This window comes from Leptospira barantonii (genome assembly GCF_002811925.1).
In the GTDB taxonomy this organism is placed as follows: domain Bacteria; phylum Spirochaetota; class Leptospiria; order Leptospirales; family Leptospiraceae; genus Leptospira; species Leptospira barantonii.
The window spans coordinates 344,151-360,283 of sequence record NZ_NPDS01000002.1 but is presented as its reverse complement, the minus strand read 5'-3'; the positions used below and the strand labels follow the sequence as shown (position 1 = coordinate 360,283).

Below are 16,133 nucleotides of genomic sequence, written 5' to 3'. Positions count from 1 at the left end.
CGGGATAAAACAGGTCCATTCAAATGTTAGAATTTCACGAAGACTAATCCGTCGGAGATTTCGTTTTGAAAAAGATAATTCCATTCATTCTCGCCTTTTCGTTGTTATTCGCTTGGAACTGCGGTAAAAAAGTCGAAGCGCCTAAGGAATCGGACGCATCCGGTGAGGTTGCATCCAGATCCGTATCCGGCATGACCGATCAATTGGCAAAAAGTGCGCCTATGCCGGAGGCCGAAAAGAAATCGGCGGCGGACAAAGACAATTTTAAAGAGGCGCCGTCCCAAGATCAGGCGGAGAATCAACTCGGTAAGGTTTTTACTCCGATTGCGACAAACAACGAAAGACTTCTTGAATACAACATTCAACTTTCCTACGAATGCGCCGATCTGATCAAAACGAGAAAAGAACTTTTGGATTTTATTTCCAAATACGGTTATCTGGAGAATAGTTCCGCTTCCAATTCCGCATCCCCGTATATGAGCGCGAAGGTCCACGTTCGTTCCGCGAAACTCTATGAGGCTTTATTAGAACTTGATAAACTGGGAATTCTTCTTTCCGAAGACATTTCCACGATCGATCATACCGAAGGTATGGTTTGGCAGAAAAGAAAACTGACCCGTGAAAAAATCAGACTCACAAGAAGAAACAACGCAAACAATCAGATCGGCGCCGGTGCGAAAAACTGGGAGGCGATCGAAGAATCGATTTCCACCAGTGAAGACGAACTCGATCTCGCGGAACAGGAAACTTGGAAGATCAAGGACCGGGTTGCTTGGGCTACGATTTCCGTAGGTTTCAGTCTGCCGACTCCTCCGGACAGAATCCAGGTTCCTCAGTATAAAAACGCCTTAGTAGGAATCCTCAACGCGTTCCTTCAGCTCACCTACTATCTGCTTTGGTGGTTGCCTTTCCTGATCTTGGGTGGAATCGCTCTGTATTATGGAAACAAAATATTCCAAAAACTGAAAGTTTCGTTTAAGAAGTAGAAATAAAAAAACCTTTGTCGGCGACTCCGACAAAGGTTTTTGAAAGATTCTCCGCCTCGATCAATGAACGCGGCGGACTACAAAAAAAATTATCTCAACCCAAACCGAGTATGTGACCCAGTTTGAGTTTTTTTGTCATGAGATAGCCGTGGTTATCCGAACCCGGTTGAATTTCGATCGGAATTCTTTCCACAACTTCCAAACCGTAACCGTCCAAACCGACGATCTTACGAGGATTGTTAGTCAGAATTTTCATTTTACCGACTCCGATCTCTCTTAAGATCTGAGCTCCGATACCGTAGTCCCGAAGATCGGGAGCAAAGCCGAGTTTTTCGTTGGCTTCCACGGTATCATATCCTTTATCTTGAATATTATAAGCCTTTAATTTATTGATCAGACCGATTCCTCTTCCTTCCTGTCTCATATAAAGAAGAACTCCCTTTCCTTCCTTGGAAATCATATCCAAAGCGGAATGAAGCTGAGGACCGCAGTCGCATCGATTGCTCGAAAAAATATCTCCGGTAAGACATTCGCTGTGAACGCGAACCATCACCGTATCCTCTTTTTTGATTTCACCTTTGATCAACGCGACGTGAATCTTATCGTCGATCATCGTGGAATACGCGCGGATCGTAAAGTCTCCGTATTCGGTCGGAAGTTTGGATTCCACTTCGAGACGAATGAGATTCTCCTTCGCTCTTCTATAACGAATCAAATCTTCGATCGTATAGATATTCAGTCCGTGTTTCTCCGCGAATTTTTCCAAATCGGGAAGACGGGCCATGGTTCCGTCGTCATTCATGATTTCGCAAATGACACCGGCAGGATATAAATTAGAAAGTTTGGATAAATCCACAGCCGCTTCCGTATGACCGGCCCGGCGAAGAACCCCGCCCGGAACCGCTTGGAGCGGAAATAAATGTCCGGGACGCATCAAATCTCCCGACACCGTTTTTTCGTCTAAAAGGGCTTGAACCGTGATCGCTCGATCCTGAGCGGAAATCCCGGTGGAAGTTCCGTGTTTCGCGTCGACCGAAACGGTGAACGCGGTTCCGTGTTTGTCGCCCAGCGAATAATCGTCCACCATTCGATTGAGGCCGAGCTTTTTGAGACGCTCGGCTTCCATCGGCATACAAATCAAACCTCGGCCGAAAGTGGCCATAAAGTTGATTTTTTCCTTATCCGCAAACTCCGCCGCAACTACGAGGTCTCCCTCGTTTTCACGATCTTCCGAATCCACAAGAATGATCATTCTTCCGGATTTGATTTCTTCGATTGCATTCTCAATGGGTTGGATCATAGCTCTGCTCTATTGTTACCATCTCTTCTATTGGACTGATATTTGGCTACAGAAACTTAAATCTTTAGAATCAAATCCATGTTTCCTGAAAATTAGTTCGAAATCTTAACTATTCCTTCGACTTCAGAAGTTGTTCCAAATAACGCGCCACCAAATCGATTTCTAAGTTTAGAATGGTGTCGGAATTCCAGGACTTTGCGTTGGTCTTTTTAAGAGTTTCCGGAATCAAAACCAGGTCGAATTCTTTCGGTCTCGAATCCACCACGGTTAGAGAAATCCCGTCTACGGTGATACTCCCTCTCGGGGCGATGTATCGGGAAAGGGAAGAATCGTTTTGGACCGTATAACAGATTACGGTTCCTCCCTCCCTTTCTTCCTTGCTGAGAATTTTTCCCGTCCCGTCCACGTGACCGCTGACCAGATGTCCCCCAAGTCGTGTTGTCGGAAGTGCGCTTCTTTCCAAGTTCACTTCCTCGCCCACTTTGAGAAAATTGAAGTTCGTAAGTTCGAGAGTTTTGAAACTCGCGTAAAACCGAAAGCGGCTTCCTTCGTTCGTAAATTCGGTGACCGTTTGACAGCATCCGTTAACCGAAATCGAATCGCCCAGTTTTAGATCGGGTTGATTCCATTTCGTTTCGACGAGAAATCCTCTTCCCTCGTTTGTTTCCTGTATCTCGAGAATTTTTCCGGTCGTTTCCACTAAACCTGTAAACATCCGTGCGCCTCCCAAATGTCTTCTCCCACTTTCGTTTTCCATTGTAATGTTTTCGCGTTCGTTTCGAGTGCGGGTTCTATACCTTTGACTATGGAACGAGTGGATAAAATTTTTAGAATGAGATCGTTCTTCTTCATTTTTGGGGAGAATGTTTTATAAAGCAGATTTCCCCCCTCGACAAGAAGCAAATTGATTCCGAGTTCGGAAAAGAATTCAAAACATTCTTCCGCGAGTCTGGACGGTTCGAACGCGCGGATTTCCTTTTCGGTCAGGGACAAAAGAATTTCTTTCGTTCCGTGATCGAGAACCGCGTCTTTTGCGATCAAAAAAATACATTTTTTAGAACCGTATTTTTCGTTGATCCGTTTTTGTTTGGAAATCCATTCTTCCGTTATATTTCGTTCTTCGAATATAATAAAAATACGATACGGTTGATAAGCGGCTTCCCTTTCCGTATGGATTTTCCGGATCTCCGAATCGTTTGCGTATTTCAGAATATTCTTCAGTAGGGCCGAAAAACCGGCGTCTTCGATCGGAGATTCTTCCTCGACGGAGAATGTTGTGACTTCCGAATTTCCAGTCGGTTCCGGTCTAAAATCCAGTCCGGGACGATCGTGATACAACGTTCCCGGTCCGACAAGAACGGCGTCGCATTTTGTTCGCAAAATCGATGTTAGTCGAGAAGACAAGGATCCGGACAATTGAATCTGTGTTTTGTCCTCCGCCGCAAAAAAACCTTCTCGGGAAACCGCGGTTTTCAAAATCATCGCGGGTCTTTTGGTTTCGATTCGAGAGGCAAAACCGAACAAACTTTCGGACGCGATTTGTGCGAGTGTGGAATCCTGCACGACGGCAATTCCATTTTGTTTCGCCTCTTCGAGACCCTGTCTTACGTTCACCAACGGATTCGGATCCTTCCAACCGTAGTATAAGGTTTTCGGTTTGTGCTCGAGAATCAAGTCCATACAAGGCGGCGTTTTTCCGTGATGTGTGCAAGGTTCCAACGTAACCCACACGTTATGCGCCGTTCCAGCCAATCCGTTTTTGACGAATTGATCATACGCATTTCTCTCTGCGTGCGGTCCTCCGGTCGGAGAGGTTTTTCCATACGCTAAAATTTGTCGATTGTGTATGTCCGTGATCAGACAGGAAACGGGCGGATTGGGGGAAGTTTCGCCCGTCGATAAGAAGGAAAGTTTACGCATTTCCTCCCGAAACGTTTCCGGGAGGAAAGTCATCAGCCTCGAACCCGCCGTATTACGTGATCGTAAATGTCCACAAGTGGGGCGGCGATAAAGATCGAAGAATAAGTTCCTATGATAATCCCGAATGTAAGCACGTAAGCGAAATCGAATAGTTCCGTCGCGCCCCCGATGATGATCGCGATGATCGAAATCAAAGTCGCAAAAGAGGTGTTAAACGTTCTTCCGAGAGTTTGATTGATCGCGGAGTTGATCGTCTGTCCGAACGTTTCGTTCAGATTTCCGGCCGCGTTCTCGCGGATTCTATCGAAAACGACGATCGTATCGTTGATCGAATATCCGAGAAGAGTCAACAAAGCCGCGATGATCGGAACGCTCGGTTTGATCTGAAAAAATCCGATGAAAGCCACGGTCAAAATCAAGTCGTGAGTCAACGCGAGGATCGCACCCAACGCGAACTTGAATTGAAATCGGAAGCTGATATAAGCGAGAATGATGACCATCGTCAAACCGAGAAGTGTGGTTCCCGTAGAAGAAAGTTCTCCTCCCACAACCGCACCCACTTGGTTCGCGCTTAAGACCTTACTTTTATCGATTCCGAAGTCCGCGATCAAAATGGAAATCAATGCGTCGATTCCGGATACGTCGACCTTGTCTTCCGGCTTTAAGGAATTCTTCTGTTTGTATTTTCCGAGAATCGCGTCCACGGAACCGAGACCGATATCGATCTGGTAGTGATTCTTATCCTTATCCAATAAAAGAAGAACCGCTTCGATATTGTTTTCGGTGAAATAGGTTTCGAGTTTCTTACGATCCACGGATTTGTCGAATTCGATTACGGTTCTAAGACCTCCGTTGAAGTCCAGAGAATTGGCGAATCCTCCGTGAACCACAAACGTATAAGTAAATCCGAATACAATTAGGGCGAGTGAAACGCCGATGGAAACGTATTTATATTTTATAAAATCAAACATTTTGATTAAGACTCCAATTTTTTAAAGCCGATCTGGAGTTTTTGAACTCCCAGCTTATTGACCAAAAGATCCATCACCATTCGGCTGAGGAACAAGGACGTAAAAAGAGAAGTGACGATACCCCAACAAAGTGTGATCGCAAATCCTTTGATCGGTCCGTTTCCGAGACGGATCATCAGAATTCCGGAAATCAACGTGGTCACGTTACTGTCTATGATCGTCCAGAACGCGTTGTCAAAACCCTGCGCCACCGCAATGGATGCGGATTTGCCGGCTTGCAATTCTTCCTTGATTCTTTCGTAGATGATTACGTTCGCATCGACCGCCATACCGACTGTCAGGATGATCCCCGCAAATCCGGGAAGGGTCAGAGTGAATCCCATGAGGGAAAGAAGCGCGCTTAAGATGATGATGTTCGCAAATAAGGCTATGTTAGCCACCATTCCGGAAAGTCTGTAGATGAACAACATATACAACATCACGAGAATGAATCCGATCATTACGGCTTTCATACCGACTTCGATGGATTCTATCCCGAGAGTTGGTCCGATAAATCTCATCTCAAGAACTCGCAACGGAATCGGAAGAGCTCCTTCGCTGATTACGTTTGCAAGATCCACAGCCTCTTCTTTTGCAAAAGACCCGTCGATCTGAGCCACACCGCCCGCGATCGCGCCTCGAATGGTCGGTGCGGAAACAACCTTATCACCCCAAACGATGGCTAGGTTTCTTCCCTTATTTTGAGAAGTGATTTCGAAGAATTTTTCGGCGCCGGAACTCGTCAACGTAAACGATACGATATAACCGAAGGAATTGTTTTCAAAAGAAGGTCTTGCGTCGCGCATGTCCCTTCCGTCGAGAGCGATCGCTTTTTCGAGAACGATAAATCTTCTCGGAAGCAACGGGGAATTCTGATTGTTCCCTCTCGCCCAATATGCAAAAACTCTAAACTTGTCTTTTGGAATTTTATATTTATCTTCCAGAGTTTGGAGGAAACGATCCTGTTCCGCCTTTCCCAATTTCTGTTTTATAATATTCTGATATTTAACGATATCGGTTTCTTCGCGTTTGCCGGTTTCCAGGACCTTGTTTTCTTCCTGTTGGATAATCGCCGCGTACGTCAAACCCTGACCGGCGGAGTTTTCCGATTCTTCCAAACGGTATTCCACGGTTTCGGTATTCTGAATGATTTCCAAAATTTGGGAAGAATTGGTCACACCCGGAAGCGATACTTCGATCGAATCCTGATCTTTTTGAATTCTCACCTGAGGTTCGGTTAGGTTTTGGCTCGTAAGACGGTTATCGATGATGAGTTTCGCCTTCTCGAGTTCAAGCAACTTACGGCTCGGAGAAAGTTCGAAATAACTTTCGATCTCTTCGAGACGATCCTTCGCCTTCTTTTTTTCCTTCGCGTCCGAGGAAGGATCCGCAACCGTCTTGTTTAAATTATCAATTTCTTTAATATAACTTTCACGGAGTTTGGAAGCGTAGTCTTCGAAATCCCCTTTCATCGCGACTCTCATCCCACCTTGTAAGTCGAGACCGAGTTTGATCGTAAGAGGACGTCCTTTTGTGATCCATTCTTCCACGATCGTAGGACGAAGTTTGTTCTTCGCCTCGAGAATCAGTTCTGGATTTTCCTGGGAGATCTGATTGATCTTCGCGGAAGTGATGAATCTACCTTTTACTAAAAGGAAAGGTTCGTCCTTAAGCGAGGTCGGCGCCGGAGAAATCGCCCAATCGGATTGTTTGTATTCGTGATTCCAACGTTCTTCGAATTTTGTAAGAATCGCTTTTTTCTGTTCTTCGGGAAGTTGAACGAATTCTTTTCTTACCGCAATTTCCAACTCTCTCGTTGCGAAGTTGGGGTAAAGTATAACCGTTGCCGCTAAAATAATAACGAGCGGCAGGAAAATCCATGTCGCAGATTTCAAGGTGAAACTCCTAGTCTCTTCTCATTTTATTGATGGTCACCGGGGATCTTCGGCTGGAACTTCCGCGAGATTTACCGGCTTTCAGTCTGTACAAAGCGAATAATAGTATAAAGACGACGATGATGATCGGTTTTTTATATTCCGAAAGAAAACCGAAAAAGGAACCGGACTTTTGTCCTTCTTGAACCTTCTTTTTTTCCTCTTCTTTCTTCTTGTCTTCGCCTAACTTGAGTATGTCGGCAAGACGGTTTTGAAAGGAAGGTCCCTGCTCGCTTTTCGCGGGTTCCGCGGAAGCGGTATAACCCGGAAGGCTGTTCGGGCGAATTCTCATTTCTTCGTTCACCCAATACGGTTTCTGAAGATTGCCCGTGTCCACGTTAGACGCGCTTGCAAGCTGTTGTTCTTCCGGGTTTTTCGAAGCGGATTGTTTTCCGTTGTTCGAAGAATTGGAAGTGTTCGAACCGGTCGTGTTGTTCGAATTGTTTTGGGTATTATTGTTCGATGAGGAATTGGAAGATTCTTCTCCGCCGTTCGGTTCCACGTTCTTTTTGGTTCCTTCCGGATTGGAGGGAGAAGTGGAGGAAGACTTCTTCTTTTTCTTTTTGGATTTTTTCTTTTCCTTCTTCTTGGAGGATTTCGTGGAAGAAGACGAAGAGGATCCGGAGGATTTTTTGCTAGCGGTCTTTTTCGGTTCCGCGACCTTTTCGAGGAAGTCGATTTCTTCCCCGTCCTGGGAAAATAGAATCGAATTCCCAAGAAATAAAAAGATTAGAATGGAGACCGCCGCTTTTTTCATTTGTCTGCTTGTTTCTTTTTTACAACGGTGCTTGCGGTAAAGGAAACGTTCGTATCCTTCGCGATGTTCAGAACCACAACTTCGTTGTTGTCCTTGATCTCCACGACTTTACCGTGAATTCCGGAAGACGTTACGACCTCATCGCCCTTCTTGAGGTTGTCGATCATCTCTTTGCGTTTTTTCTCTTCGCTTCTTTGAGGACGAATCACGAGAAAATACATGATAACGAGCATGATCGGGATCAGAAGCAGAGTTGAAAAAGGAGACTTATCGCCTTCTCCAGCGGCCTGAGCCAGTTGTAATAGTATGATTGAATTCAAAGTCATTTCTTATTCCCTGTATAGATTGAATCGAGGATTCTAACCAGTATTTTTCCAGTTTACTCTTTGGAAATTAAATCTTCGAAATACTTCTTTGTTTTTCCCGAAAGTATGGCGTCCAAGGCGATTTTACTTCCCTCTTCGATGCTCGAAGCCTTTCCCATGACGAAAAGTCCTGCGCCCGCATTCAAAGCGACCGCGTATGAACCTGCGATCTCTTCTCCCTTCAACACTCTGCGAGCCAATGCCTCGGCGTGATCGGAAGAAGAAGCGTAAACCTCTTCCTTCTTTAATGTCGGCAGGTTTAGCGAAGAAGGATCAAAAGAATGACGACTGATGACCCCATTCTCCAATAAAGAATAATCCGTGATCGCAAAGATCGAGAACTCGTCCAGCCCGTCCCGAGAATGGCAAACCATCGCCTTTTTGAGGCCCAAGGCTTGCAGAACCTTGATGAACAGCTCCATCAGTTCCGGTTCGTAAACACCGATGATTTGAAACTGAGGGGAGAACGGATTCGACAAAGGACCGATCATGTTAAATACGGTTCTCAATCCGAGTTCCTTTCGAACCGGACCCGCGTATTTCATGGATGGATGCCACATCGGCGCGAATAAAAACGTAAACCCTTGGGAGACAAGATGAGATTCCACTTCTTCCTGGGTCTTTTCGGTTTTATAACCGAGTCTCGTAAGAATATCACTCGATCCGGTATGCGAAGAAACCGATCTGTTTCCGTGTTTGGCGACCTTGATCCCCAAAGACGCGAGAGTGATCGCGGAAAGAGTACTGATATTGATCGTTCCCTGTCCGTCTCCTCCGGTTCCGCAGGTGTCCAACAAATCGAACGGGAACACGGTCTTGGGTCTGAGGGCGTTTTTACGAAGCGCAAGAGTACAACCTAACACCTCTTCGACGGATTCTCCGTTGGCGCGCATCGCGGTTAAGAATGCGGAAAGAAGAATTTCGGAAACTTCGCCGCGCATCACCTGGCCCATAAAAGCTTCCGCTTCCTCTGTGCTCAGATGTTTACGATCGATCAGTTTGAGAATGGCTGTTCTAGGCTCCACGTTTCTGAAACATCCTTTTGATATTAGAAGGCGCTAAAACCTTGCTGTTCGTTACGAAATATCGAATTCCGGAAATTACGGTGATCGCAGTGGTGATCAACATTCCCCAGTACGGAACGAACGCTCCTAAACCGAAGATGATATCCCCGATACCGTTGTATTTGTCCGGGTTTTGAAAAAAGTAAATCGCGTTCCCGGTCGCAATCTCGAACACCGTAAGACCCGATTCTTTTCCGGAAGCATAGGCTTCGTTGATCAGAATTCTTTTCTTGCTGGATACGAGTACGAAAAAAACGAGAATGAGAACGATGGCTCCCATCTGAAACACGGTCTTCACCTTTCCGAGCATGGAAGTTCGGATCGATTGTCCCTGACGGATCGCAAGATAACGAAGACTCGTGATGAGCATGTCCCTTCCGATGATGAGACAAACCATCCAGAACTCGATCTGTTCCTGTAAAAAGATAAACGTGATAAAACAACCCGTAACGATGATCTTATCCGCCAGAGGATCGAGAAACTTTCCGAATTCCGTTTCCTGATTCCATTTTCTCGCGAGATAACCGTCAATCAGATCGGTGAGCGACGCCGCGATAAAAAGAACCAAGGCGGCGATATGAAATTCGAGTTCTTTCTGAAAAAGAAAGAATACAAAAAACGGAACCGCGGCGACGCGGAGCATTGTAAGAATATTAGGAATATTGAAAATAGATTTGTTCATCGGGAAACCCAGGTTCCGTTCATATCATATTCGTAAAAAGAATCGATCTTCACCTTTCCGATCGTTCCCGGAATCAGGGAAGAATCGTCCACATAAACGACCTCGTCCATTTCGGGCGCGTCTTGCAATCTGCGGACTACGGCCTGACCGTCTTCGATCGCATCCACGATCGCGTCATACGTTTTGCCGATCCGAGATTCGTGAATTTCTTCGAGGATCGCAAGATGTGCGTCTCGAATCAGATTGATTCGTTTTGATTTTTCCTTTTCGGAAACCGTTTGTTTAAACTCCGCACCTTTGGTTCCTTCCTGCGGAGAATAAGAAAACAGATTCACCTTTTCCGGTCTTGTCTCTTCGATGAATCTCAAAATCTGATCCACGTCGTCCGCGTCTTCGCCCGGATAACCGATGATAAACGAAGTGCGGATTTCAAGACCCGGTTTTACTTCTCTTGCAAGGGAGAATAGATCCTTAAACGCGGAACTTTCTCCGGCGCGGTTCATACTCTTTAGAATTTTGGAGGAAACGTGTTGCAATGGAGACTCTAAATACGGAGCGATCTTCGGCGTTTGACCCATGAGTCGAATCAACTTTTCCGTTTTTTTATCCGGATATAGATAAAGAAGTCTTAATATTTCCAGAGAATCGATCTCGGAAACCCTGCGAACCATATCGAGCAGAACCTCCGAATCCTTTCCGTAGTAAACCGTGTCCTGAGAAACAAGACAGATTTCCTTCGCGCCCGCTCGGATCGCACGATCCGCGTCTCGGATAATATCCTCAACCGGAGATTCCCTGAACTTTCCGCGAAAGGACGGAATGATACAAAAGGAACAACCTCGGTTGCAACCGTCCGAAACCTTCACATACGCATAGGGTTTGGAATAGTTTTCGATTCCGGAAGATAGTTTCAATCTTTCTAATATATCATCGTTGAACTCGAGTTTGGGAGGAGCGATGTCCGGGAATTTTTCCCTGAGGATTTTTCCCGCCTGAGCGTATCTTCCCGTTCCGAAAAACAAATCCACTTCGGGGATTTCGGCGCTGATATTGTCCGGATAACGTTCCGCAAAACATCCAACGACGACTAACTTTTGATGATTTTGTTTTTTGACCTGAGCCGCGGAGAGAATCGTTTGGATCGTTTCTTCAGTGGCGGATTGGATGAACGTGCAGGTATTGATAAAATGAAAGTCGGATTCCTCCGGAAGAGAAGCCGGTGTAAAACCCTCTTCCAGAAGAGAATGGTGCATACTCATGGAGTCCGCCGTGTTCTTCGGACAACCGAGTGTAGTGATGTAGAACTTCTTCTCCAAAAAATTCTATTCTCCCAACTCCTTGATGATGGACTGTGTGCTATCATAAGGGTTCTGCGTTTTTACGAAAATCTTCTTAACCAATTTGCCGGGACGTCCCAGAGTGATCTTTGGTTTTCCGTTTTGGATCATCTCGACCGCGGAACCGTCTCCCACTTTCAACTCAAGACGATCCTTCGCTTCCAAACTTCTCGTTTCACCGGCTTGGACAAGACCTCTGAATCCCATCTGACCGTCTATGATGAACTCGGCGTAACTCGCTTTGTTGAAGAACAACGTAACTTGAATCGGAACATCGCCTAACGTCTTGGTGTTATCGGTCGCGCTGTTGTTTTCCTGTTTTTGTTCCTCTTCGCTCAACGTTACGAGAACCTTCGCGGAGTTTTCGGTTACGGCTTGTGCGATGATTCTTACGTTACGTCTAAGGCTTGAGATTTCGGGGATCGTATAACTCAATACTTTCTCCTGACCTTCGCTCAGACGGAACTTATAAACCGTAAGTTCCGGATAAACGTTGAACGCAAGAACCGCCGTGTTTAACGCGCCGCCTTTTTCAACGGAGTCGATGAACAATTTACACTGTTGATTGCTTACTGAAAAACTAACACCCTTGTCCGGAGTGAGAATGAAGGATTCGCTTCTGTTGTCCGGAATCGATCTGGATAAGAAGTCTATGTTTTCGGGGATATCCAATTTTTTACCGGATTCTTCCACGCTATCATCGCCGGAAGAGGAACCCATAAAAAGATCCACGAGAAGATAAGCCGAAATGAGAATGACAAGAACCGAAACGATGGTGAATATCTTGTTCTTATCCACGTTGATCTTCGTATAATACGAAGTGGTCGGACGAGTCAGTTCTTCGAGAGGCGCTTGGGATTCTTCGATCTTTTCTCCTCTGTAAAGATTGATCAGTTGTCCCGTATCCAGTTTAAGATAACTTCCGTAATTCTTTAAAAAACCCATGGTGAAGGTTTCACCCGGAAACTGGGAATAGTCTTCCGTCTCCAAAGCGAGAATGTATTTCACGGAGATGTTGGTTTCTTTCGCAACATCCTTAACGCTGAGTTTTTTTTCTTCTCTCGCCTCGCGGAGAATCTGCCCTACTCTTTTCTGATTCAAAGTTTCGCTCCTTCCGGGACTCAAAGTTATTGTTCCGACACAAGCGGGTTATTTACGATTTTTGCGTTTCCGCTGATGTGAAAGTTGAATTGTCCGTCTTCCAAATCGGGATTCGTTTCTATATTCAAAAATTCGATTGTAGTTTCCTTACCTCTTCCGTCGCTCGCGACCGCTTTTTGGATGAAGTAGGATTGTGCGTCCACATAGAGAAGCATGGTTTCAAAACCGCCGACCTTCTCCCTTTGTTCCAAATTTAATACGAAATACTTGCGTCCGTCTTTCGGAGAAACCTGAGGTTGTTCGATGGAATCGAATTTATAGTGATACTTTCTGAATATTCTCGAAAGACCCTCGTCCGTAAAACTGGAGAAGATCGGACCGGATTTATTCGATTTATTTAATGTAAGATCCTGTTTGCCGACCGCGTTCAAACGGGCGATGTAGATATAGAGCGTTTTACCGTCGGATACGATTTCGTCTCCGGAAGGATCGCTGAACTGATAACGGATTCTTCCGCCTTTTTTGTAAAGACAGACTCCTCTCATGTTCTTGCTCTTCTTATTGGAAACGGTTTGGACCTGAAAATCGGCCTTGTAAGCGTTCAGTTCGCTGAATTTCTTCTTCACCTGTTTTACGACTTCGGACGGAGAATTCCAGTTGTGCGAAGGTTGAGCCAGGAGAGAAGATTCTAAGGCTAGGAATAAGATACAAAAAGAGAGAATGATTGTTTTTTTCATGAGAAAAACCGGATCTCCCGGGATTTTTTTACTACCATCGGACGCCTCGGGAACCTTGTCACTTTCTAAAATTTTGGAAGCCGGGTTTTGACTAGCTCGGTCGGAACTCAGACAAACCGACCTCAGCCGGCTCTTAAAATCTCCCTTCCTTTGGAACCGATCTGAGCGCTGACGTAGCCCCGCTCTTCCATGAGTTCCATAAGACGCGCGGCCTTGTTGTAGCCGATCCGCATTCTTCTTTGAAGATAACTCGCGGAAGCCTTGCGATCGGTCCGAACGATTTCCCAAGCCTGTTCGAAAAGTTCCTCGTCTTCCTCGTCCACTTGGGAAGAATCCGGTTCCTCGTCCAGATCGAATTCCACGTAGGAAGGTTTACCGTATTTGCGGGCCTCTTCTACGATCTTTTCGATTTCCTCTTCGGAAACATAGGGAGATTGAATTCGTACCAGGTCCGCGGCGGTCGGAGATTTGTAGAGAAAATCCCCTTTGCCCAAAAGAGATTCCGCTCCGTTCTGATCCAGAATGATTTTTGAATCCGTTTTCTGTGCGACGTGAAACGCCATTCTCGCAGGGCAGTTCGCCTTAATCAAACCGGTGATGACGTCTACGGAAGGACGTTGAGTCGCCATGATCAAATGAATTCCGACCGCTCTGGATTTTTGAGTGATCCGAGTGATTCCGTCTTCCAAGTCCTTTCCCGAAACCATCATCAGATCCGCCAACTCGTCTATGAAGATAACGATATAAGGCATCTTTTTATATCCGTCTCTGTGCGCGCCTTGTTCCACCTTTTCGTTATACGCTTTAAAGTCGCGGCACTTGAGTTTGGAAACGGAATGATAACGGGCTTCCATCTCTTGAATCGCCCAAGAAAGCGCGCGGGTCGCTTTTTTCGGATCCGTGATGACCGGCATCAAAAGATGAGGAATGTCTTCGTAAAGAGTGAGTTCCACCATCTTCGGATCGATCATGATAAACCGAACTTCTTCGGGAGAAAGATGAACCACAAGAGAGGAAATCATGGAATTCAAACAAACCGATTTACCGGAACCGGTGGTTCCCGCAACGAGCAAATGAGGAAGTTTGTTGAGATCGATGCTGACCAACTTACCGGAAATATCTTTCCCGATGAGAATCGAAAGATCCTTCTTAGGACGCAGACTTAAATTCTGATGAAGAATATCTCCTAAGAAAACGTCTTCACGAAGACTGTTCGGAACCTCGATCCCGATCGTGGACTTACCCGGAATCGGTGCGACGATACGAATGTTTTTTACCGCTAGATAAAGACGAAGTTCGTCCGCGAGTGACGTGATTCTTCCGAGTTTCACTCCGGGTGGAGGAGTCAATTCGTAACGAGTGATGATCGGTCCTCTTTCCATGGAAACGACCTGAGATTCGTATCCGTATTGACGAATGATTTCTTCGATCTTACGAGCGACCTTATCGGATTCGATCTTAAACAACGGATCTTGAATCTTCGTCGTGGTCGTTTTTAAACTCTTCAAAGGAACGTGATAGATGGAACGTTTGGATTTCACTTCCGGAATCAACGTAACCGGGGGAAACGGAAGCGTTTGTTCCGATTTCGCTTCTTTCTTTTCGGAAACAAACGAAGTAGTATGAGTTTGTAAAGAATCCTGAGTTTTCACGATGGAAGGAACAACGTCGATGATCTCTTCGTTTACGGAAGAATCTTCATCTTCGATCGCGTTTGTTTCTTCTTCGTCCTCTTCTTCCGGGGAAGAATCGTACGAATCCGCAGATTCCTCGAATTTTTCTTGGTCGTATTCTTCCTCAAGAGAAGGAACGACTAACGTGGTCGCCGTTTCAACCGTGGGTTCCGTCTTCGACGCGGCTTCGCGGCGGAAAAGAATATTCGAAGATTGTGATGTTCTAAAGTCTACGATTTCCCAGTTCGACGAACTTTCCTGAAACGTTTTTTCGTCTCGGATCTTTTCGGAAAGAGAGGAAGAAACCGATTGAAAACGGAACACCGCGCCTTGTTCTTCGAAGTTTCCGGTAAATGCTCCGTGATTTTGAAAACGAATTCTTGAACTTTCTTGGCTTACCATCGAACTCGTATCGACTTTGGAAAGAAGATCGGAAAGTCTTCCTTCTTTTCCGAAAGTGGAATGCAACGCGTTCTGCAACGCGGAAGGTTGGTTCGACTTTTGATTTCGTTTATGAATTCTCATCTGTTGATAGAGTTCTTCCGGAGAATGATCCCCGCTACTCAGTGAAGAAAACCAAGGAGGAGCCTCGTCCTTTTTTTGAAATCGATCCACCGCCGATTGAAAGAGAGAACTTAAGGTTTCTCCATTCTTACCAAACCCGGATTGAAAACCTTCCTTGTATTTGGCTCCGGCGGTTCCGAGAATTCTTCCCAAAAAGTGAAGGGGCGATTCGTTTAACAAAAGTATTAACCCGTAGAAGTAGAACACGAGATGAATCAGAGTTTTTCCGGTGGAACCGAAGATGAACTCGAGTCCGCTCGAAAGAAGTTGTCCGATAAATCCGCCTTGAGAGGCGAAAGGAATCGTGGACACATGTCCGGTAATTTGAAGCGTTACGGTAAAACAAAATAAGAATACCGGAAGAGAGAAAAGACGATTGGTAAGTTCAAATCCGTCCTTCACGAGCCTGAGAGATCCAAGTCCGATCGCAAAAAGTCCGGGCAAAAACGAAGCCGCTCCGAACATAAAAAACATTCCGTAAGAAAGATAGAATCCGAGCCTTCCGAAAAAGTTGTGCTGGATTCCCTGTTCCCCCGCGTCGAAGGAACCCAAAGAAAGGGTCAAAATGATTCCGGCAAAGAGTAAGACATAAGGAAGAATCATCTTCCCGTTTTGCAAATTCCAGGCTGGTTTTAAGTCTTTGGATTCCATGCTATTTGTATCGGAATGAGCCCGGGAAAAGAAAAGAGACTTAATTTCCGTT

Annotated in this window: 14 protein-coding genes; 1 reads left to right on the top strand and 13 read right to left on the bottom strand. The window is 45.6% G+C overall.

What is annotated here, in order from left to right:
• The first annotated feature begins 65 nt into the window (after window positions 1–65).
• Window positions 66–986 carry a DUF4349 domain-containing protein gene (locus tag CH367_RS06400; protein ID WP_100761656.1) on the top strand — a complete coding sequence of 307 codons (921 nt, stop codon included), beginning with the start codon at window positions 66–68 and terminating at the stop codon, window positions 984–986.
• A gap of 94 nt (window positions 987–1,080) precedes the next feature.
• Here CH367_RS06400 and CH367_RS06395 read toward each other — a convergent pair whose 3' ends face one another.
• The 13 genes from CH367_RS06395 to CH367_RS06335 form a co-directional block, all read right to left on the bottom strand.
• Entirely contained in the window at window positions 1,081–2,286 is a 1,206-nt protein-coding gene (locus tag CH367_RS06395) for a bifunctional 3,4-dihydroxy-2-butanone-4-phosphate synthase/GTP cyclohydrolase II (protein ID WP_100761655.1), read from the bottom strand.
• A 109-nt stretch (window positions 2,287–2,395) separates the two neighbouring features.
• Entirely contained in the window at window positions 2,396–3,001 is a 606-nt protein-coding gene (locus CH367_RS06390) for a riboflavin synthase (RefSeq protein WP_100761654.1), read from the bottom strand.
• On the bottom strand, window positions 2,986–4,239 hold the full coding sequence (locus CH367_RS06385) for a bifunctional diaminohydroxyphosphoribosylaminopyrimidine deaminase/5-amino-6-(5-phosphoribosylamino)uracil reductase RibD (protein WP_100761653.1): 1,254 nt from the start codon (window positions 4,237–4,239) through the stop codon (window positions 2,986–2,988). The genes CH367_RS06390 and CH367_RS06385 overlap by 16 nt, the downstream gene beginning before the upstream one ends.
• The gene (gene secF, locus CH367_RS06380) at window positions 4,239–5,177 is read right to left on the bottom strand and encodes a protein translocase subunit SecF (protein ID WP_100761652.1); all 939 of its coding nucleotides are present in this window, start codon (window positions 5,175–5,177) and stop codon (window positions 4,239–4,241) included. The genes CH367_RS06385 and secF overlap by 1 nt, the downstream gene beginning before the upstream one ends.
• A gap of 5 nt (window positions 5,178–5,182) precedes the next feature.
• Complete coding sequence (gene secD, locus CH367_RS06375) at window positions 5,183–7,111, bottom strand: protein translocase subunit SecD (protein ID WP_100761651.1); 1,929 nt, start codon at window positions 7,109–7,111, stop codon at window positions 5,183–5,185.
• 10 nt (window positions 7,112–7,121) lie between these two features.
• Entirely contained in the window at window positions 7,122–7,907 is a 786-nt protein-coding gene (locus CH367_RS06370; protein ID WP_100761650.1) for an SRP-less Sec system protein, read from the bottom strand.
• Window positions 7,904–8,227: a preprotein translocase subunit YajC gene (gene yajC / locus CH367_RS06365; protein ID WP_205872857.1), complete on the bottom strand. Its 324-nt coding sequence runs from the start codon at window positions 8,225–8,227 to the stop codon at window positions 7,904–7,906. The genes CH367_RS06370 and yajC overlap by 4 nt, the downstream gene beginning before the upstream one ends.
• 59 nt (window positions 8,228–8,286) lie before the next feature.
• Entirely contained in the window at window positions 8,287–9,297 is a 1,011-nt protein-coding gene (gene trpD, locus CH367_RS06360; protein ID WP_100761649.1) for an anthranilate phosphoribosyltransferase, read from the bottom strand.
• Complete coding sequence (pgsA, locus tag CH367_RS06355) at window positions 9,287–10,018, bottom strand: CDP-diacylglycerol--glycerol-3-phosphate 3-phosphatidyltransferase (protein WP_100761648.1); 732 nt, start codon at window positions 10,016–10,018, stop codon at window positions 9,287–9,289. The genes trpD and pgsA overlap by 11 nt, the downstream gene beginning before the upstream one ends.
• On the bottom strand, window positions 10,015–11,334 hold the full coding sequence (gene rimO, locus CH367_RS06350; RefSeq protein WP_100761647.1) for a 30S ribosomal protein S12 methylthiotransferase RimO: 1,320 nt from the start codon (window positions 11,332–11,334) through the stop codon (window positions 10,015–10,017). Before rimO ends, pgsA begins: the two co-directional genes overlap by 4 nt.
• Before the next feature lie 6 nt (window positions 11,335–11,340).
• Window positions 11,341–12,456, bottom strand: coding sequence for a helix-turn-helix domain-containing protein (locus tag CH367_RS06345; protein ID WP_100762072.1), 1,116 nt, complete (start codon window positions 12,454–12,456; stop codon window positions 11,341–11,343).
• Between the two features lie 26 nt (window positions 12,457–12,482).
• Window positions 12,483–13,193 (bottom strand): LolA family protein, encoded by a 711-nt coding sequence (locus CH367_RS06340; RefSeq protein WP_244284491.1) that lies wholly within the window; start codon window positions 13,191–13,193, stop codon window positions 12,483–12,485.
• A 122-nt stretch (window positions 13,194–13,315) separates the two neighbouring features.
• Window positions 13,316–16,081, bottom strand: a complete 2,766-nt coding sequence (locus CH367_RS06335; RefSeq protein WP_100761646.1) for a DNA translocase FtsK — start codon at window positions 16,079–16,081, stop codon at window positions 13,316–13,318.
• Window positions 16,082–16,133 lie beyond the last annotated feature (52 nt).

What these genes read in the sequence shown, in the direction of transcription:
- CH367_RS06395 (WP_100761655.1), bottom strand. Translation starts at nt 2,286, where the DNA reads ATGATCCAACCCATTGAGAATGCAATCGAAGAAATCAAATCCGGAAGA.
- CH367_RS06390 (WP_100761654.1), bottom strand. Translation starts at nt 3,001, where the DNA reads ATGTTTACAGGTTTAGTGGAAACGACCGGAAAAATTCTCGAGATACAG.
- CH367_RS06385 (WP_100761653.1), bottom strand. Translation starts at nt 4,239, where the DNA reads ATGACTTTCCTCCCGGAAACGTTTCGGGAGGAAATGCGTAAACTTTCC.
- secF (WP_100761652.1), bottom strand. Translation starts at nt 5,177, where the DNA reads ATGTTTGATTTTATAAAATATAAATACGTTTCCATCGGCGTTTCACTC.
- CH367_RS06370 (WP_100761650.1), bottom strand. Translation starts at nt 7,907, where the DNA reads ATGAAAAAAGCGGCGGTCTCCATTCTAATCTTTTTATTTCTTGGGAAT.
- pgsA (WP_100761648.1), bottom strand. Translation starts at nt 10,018, where the DNA reads ATGAACAAATCTATTTTCAATATTCCTAATATTCTTACAATGCTCCGC.
- CH367_RS06340 (WP_244284491.1), bottom strand. Translation starts at nt 13,193, where the DNA reads ATGAAAAAAACAATCATTCTCTCTTTTTGTATCTTATTCCTAGCCTTA.
- CH367_RS06335 (WP_100761646.1), bottom strand. Translation starts at nt 16,081, where the DNA reads ATGGAATCCAAAGACTTAAAACCAGCCTGGAATTTGCAAAACGGGAAG.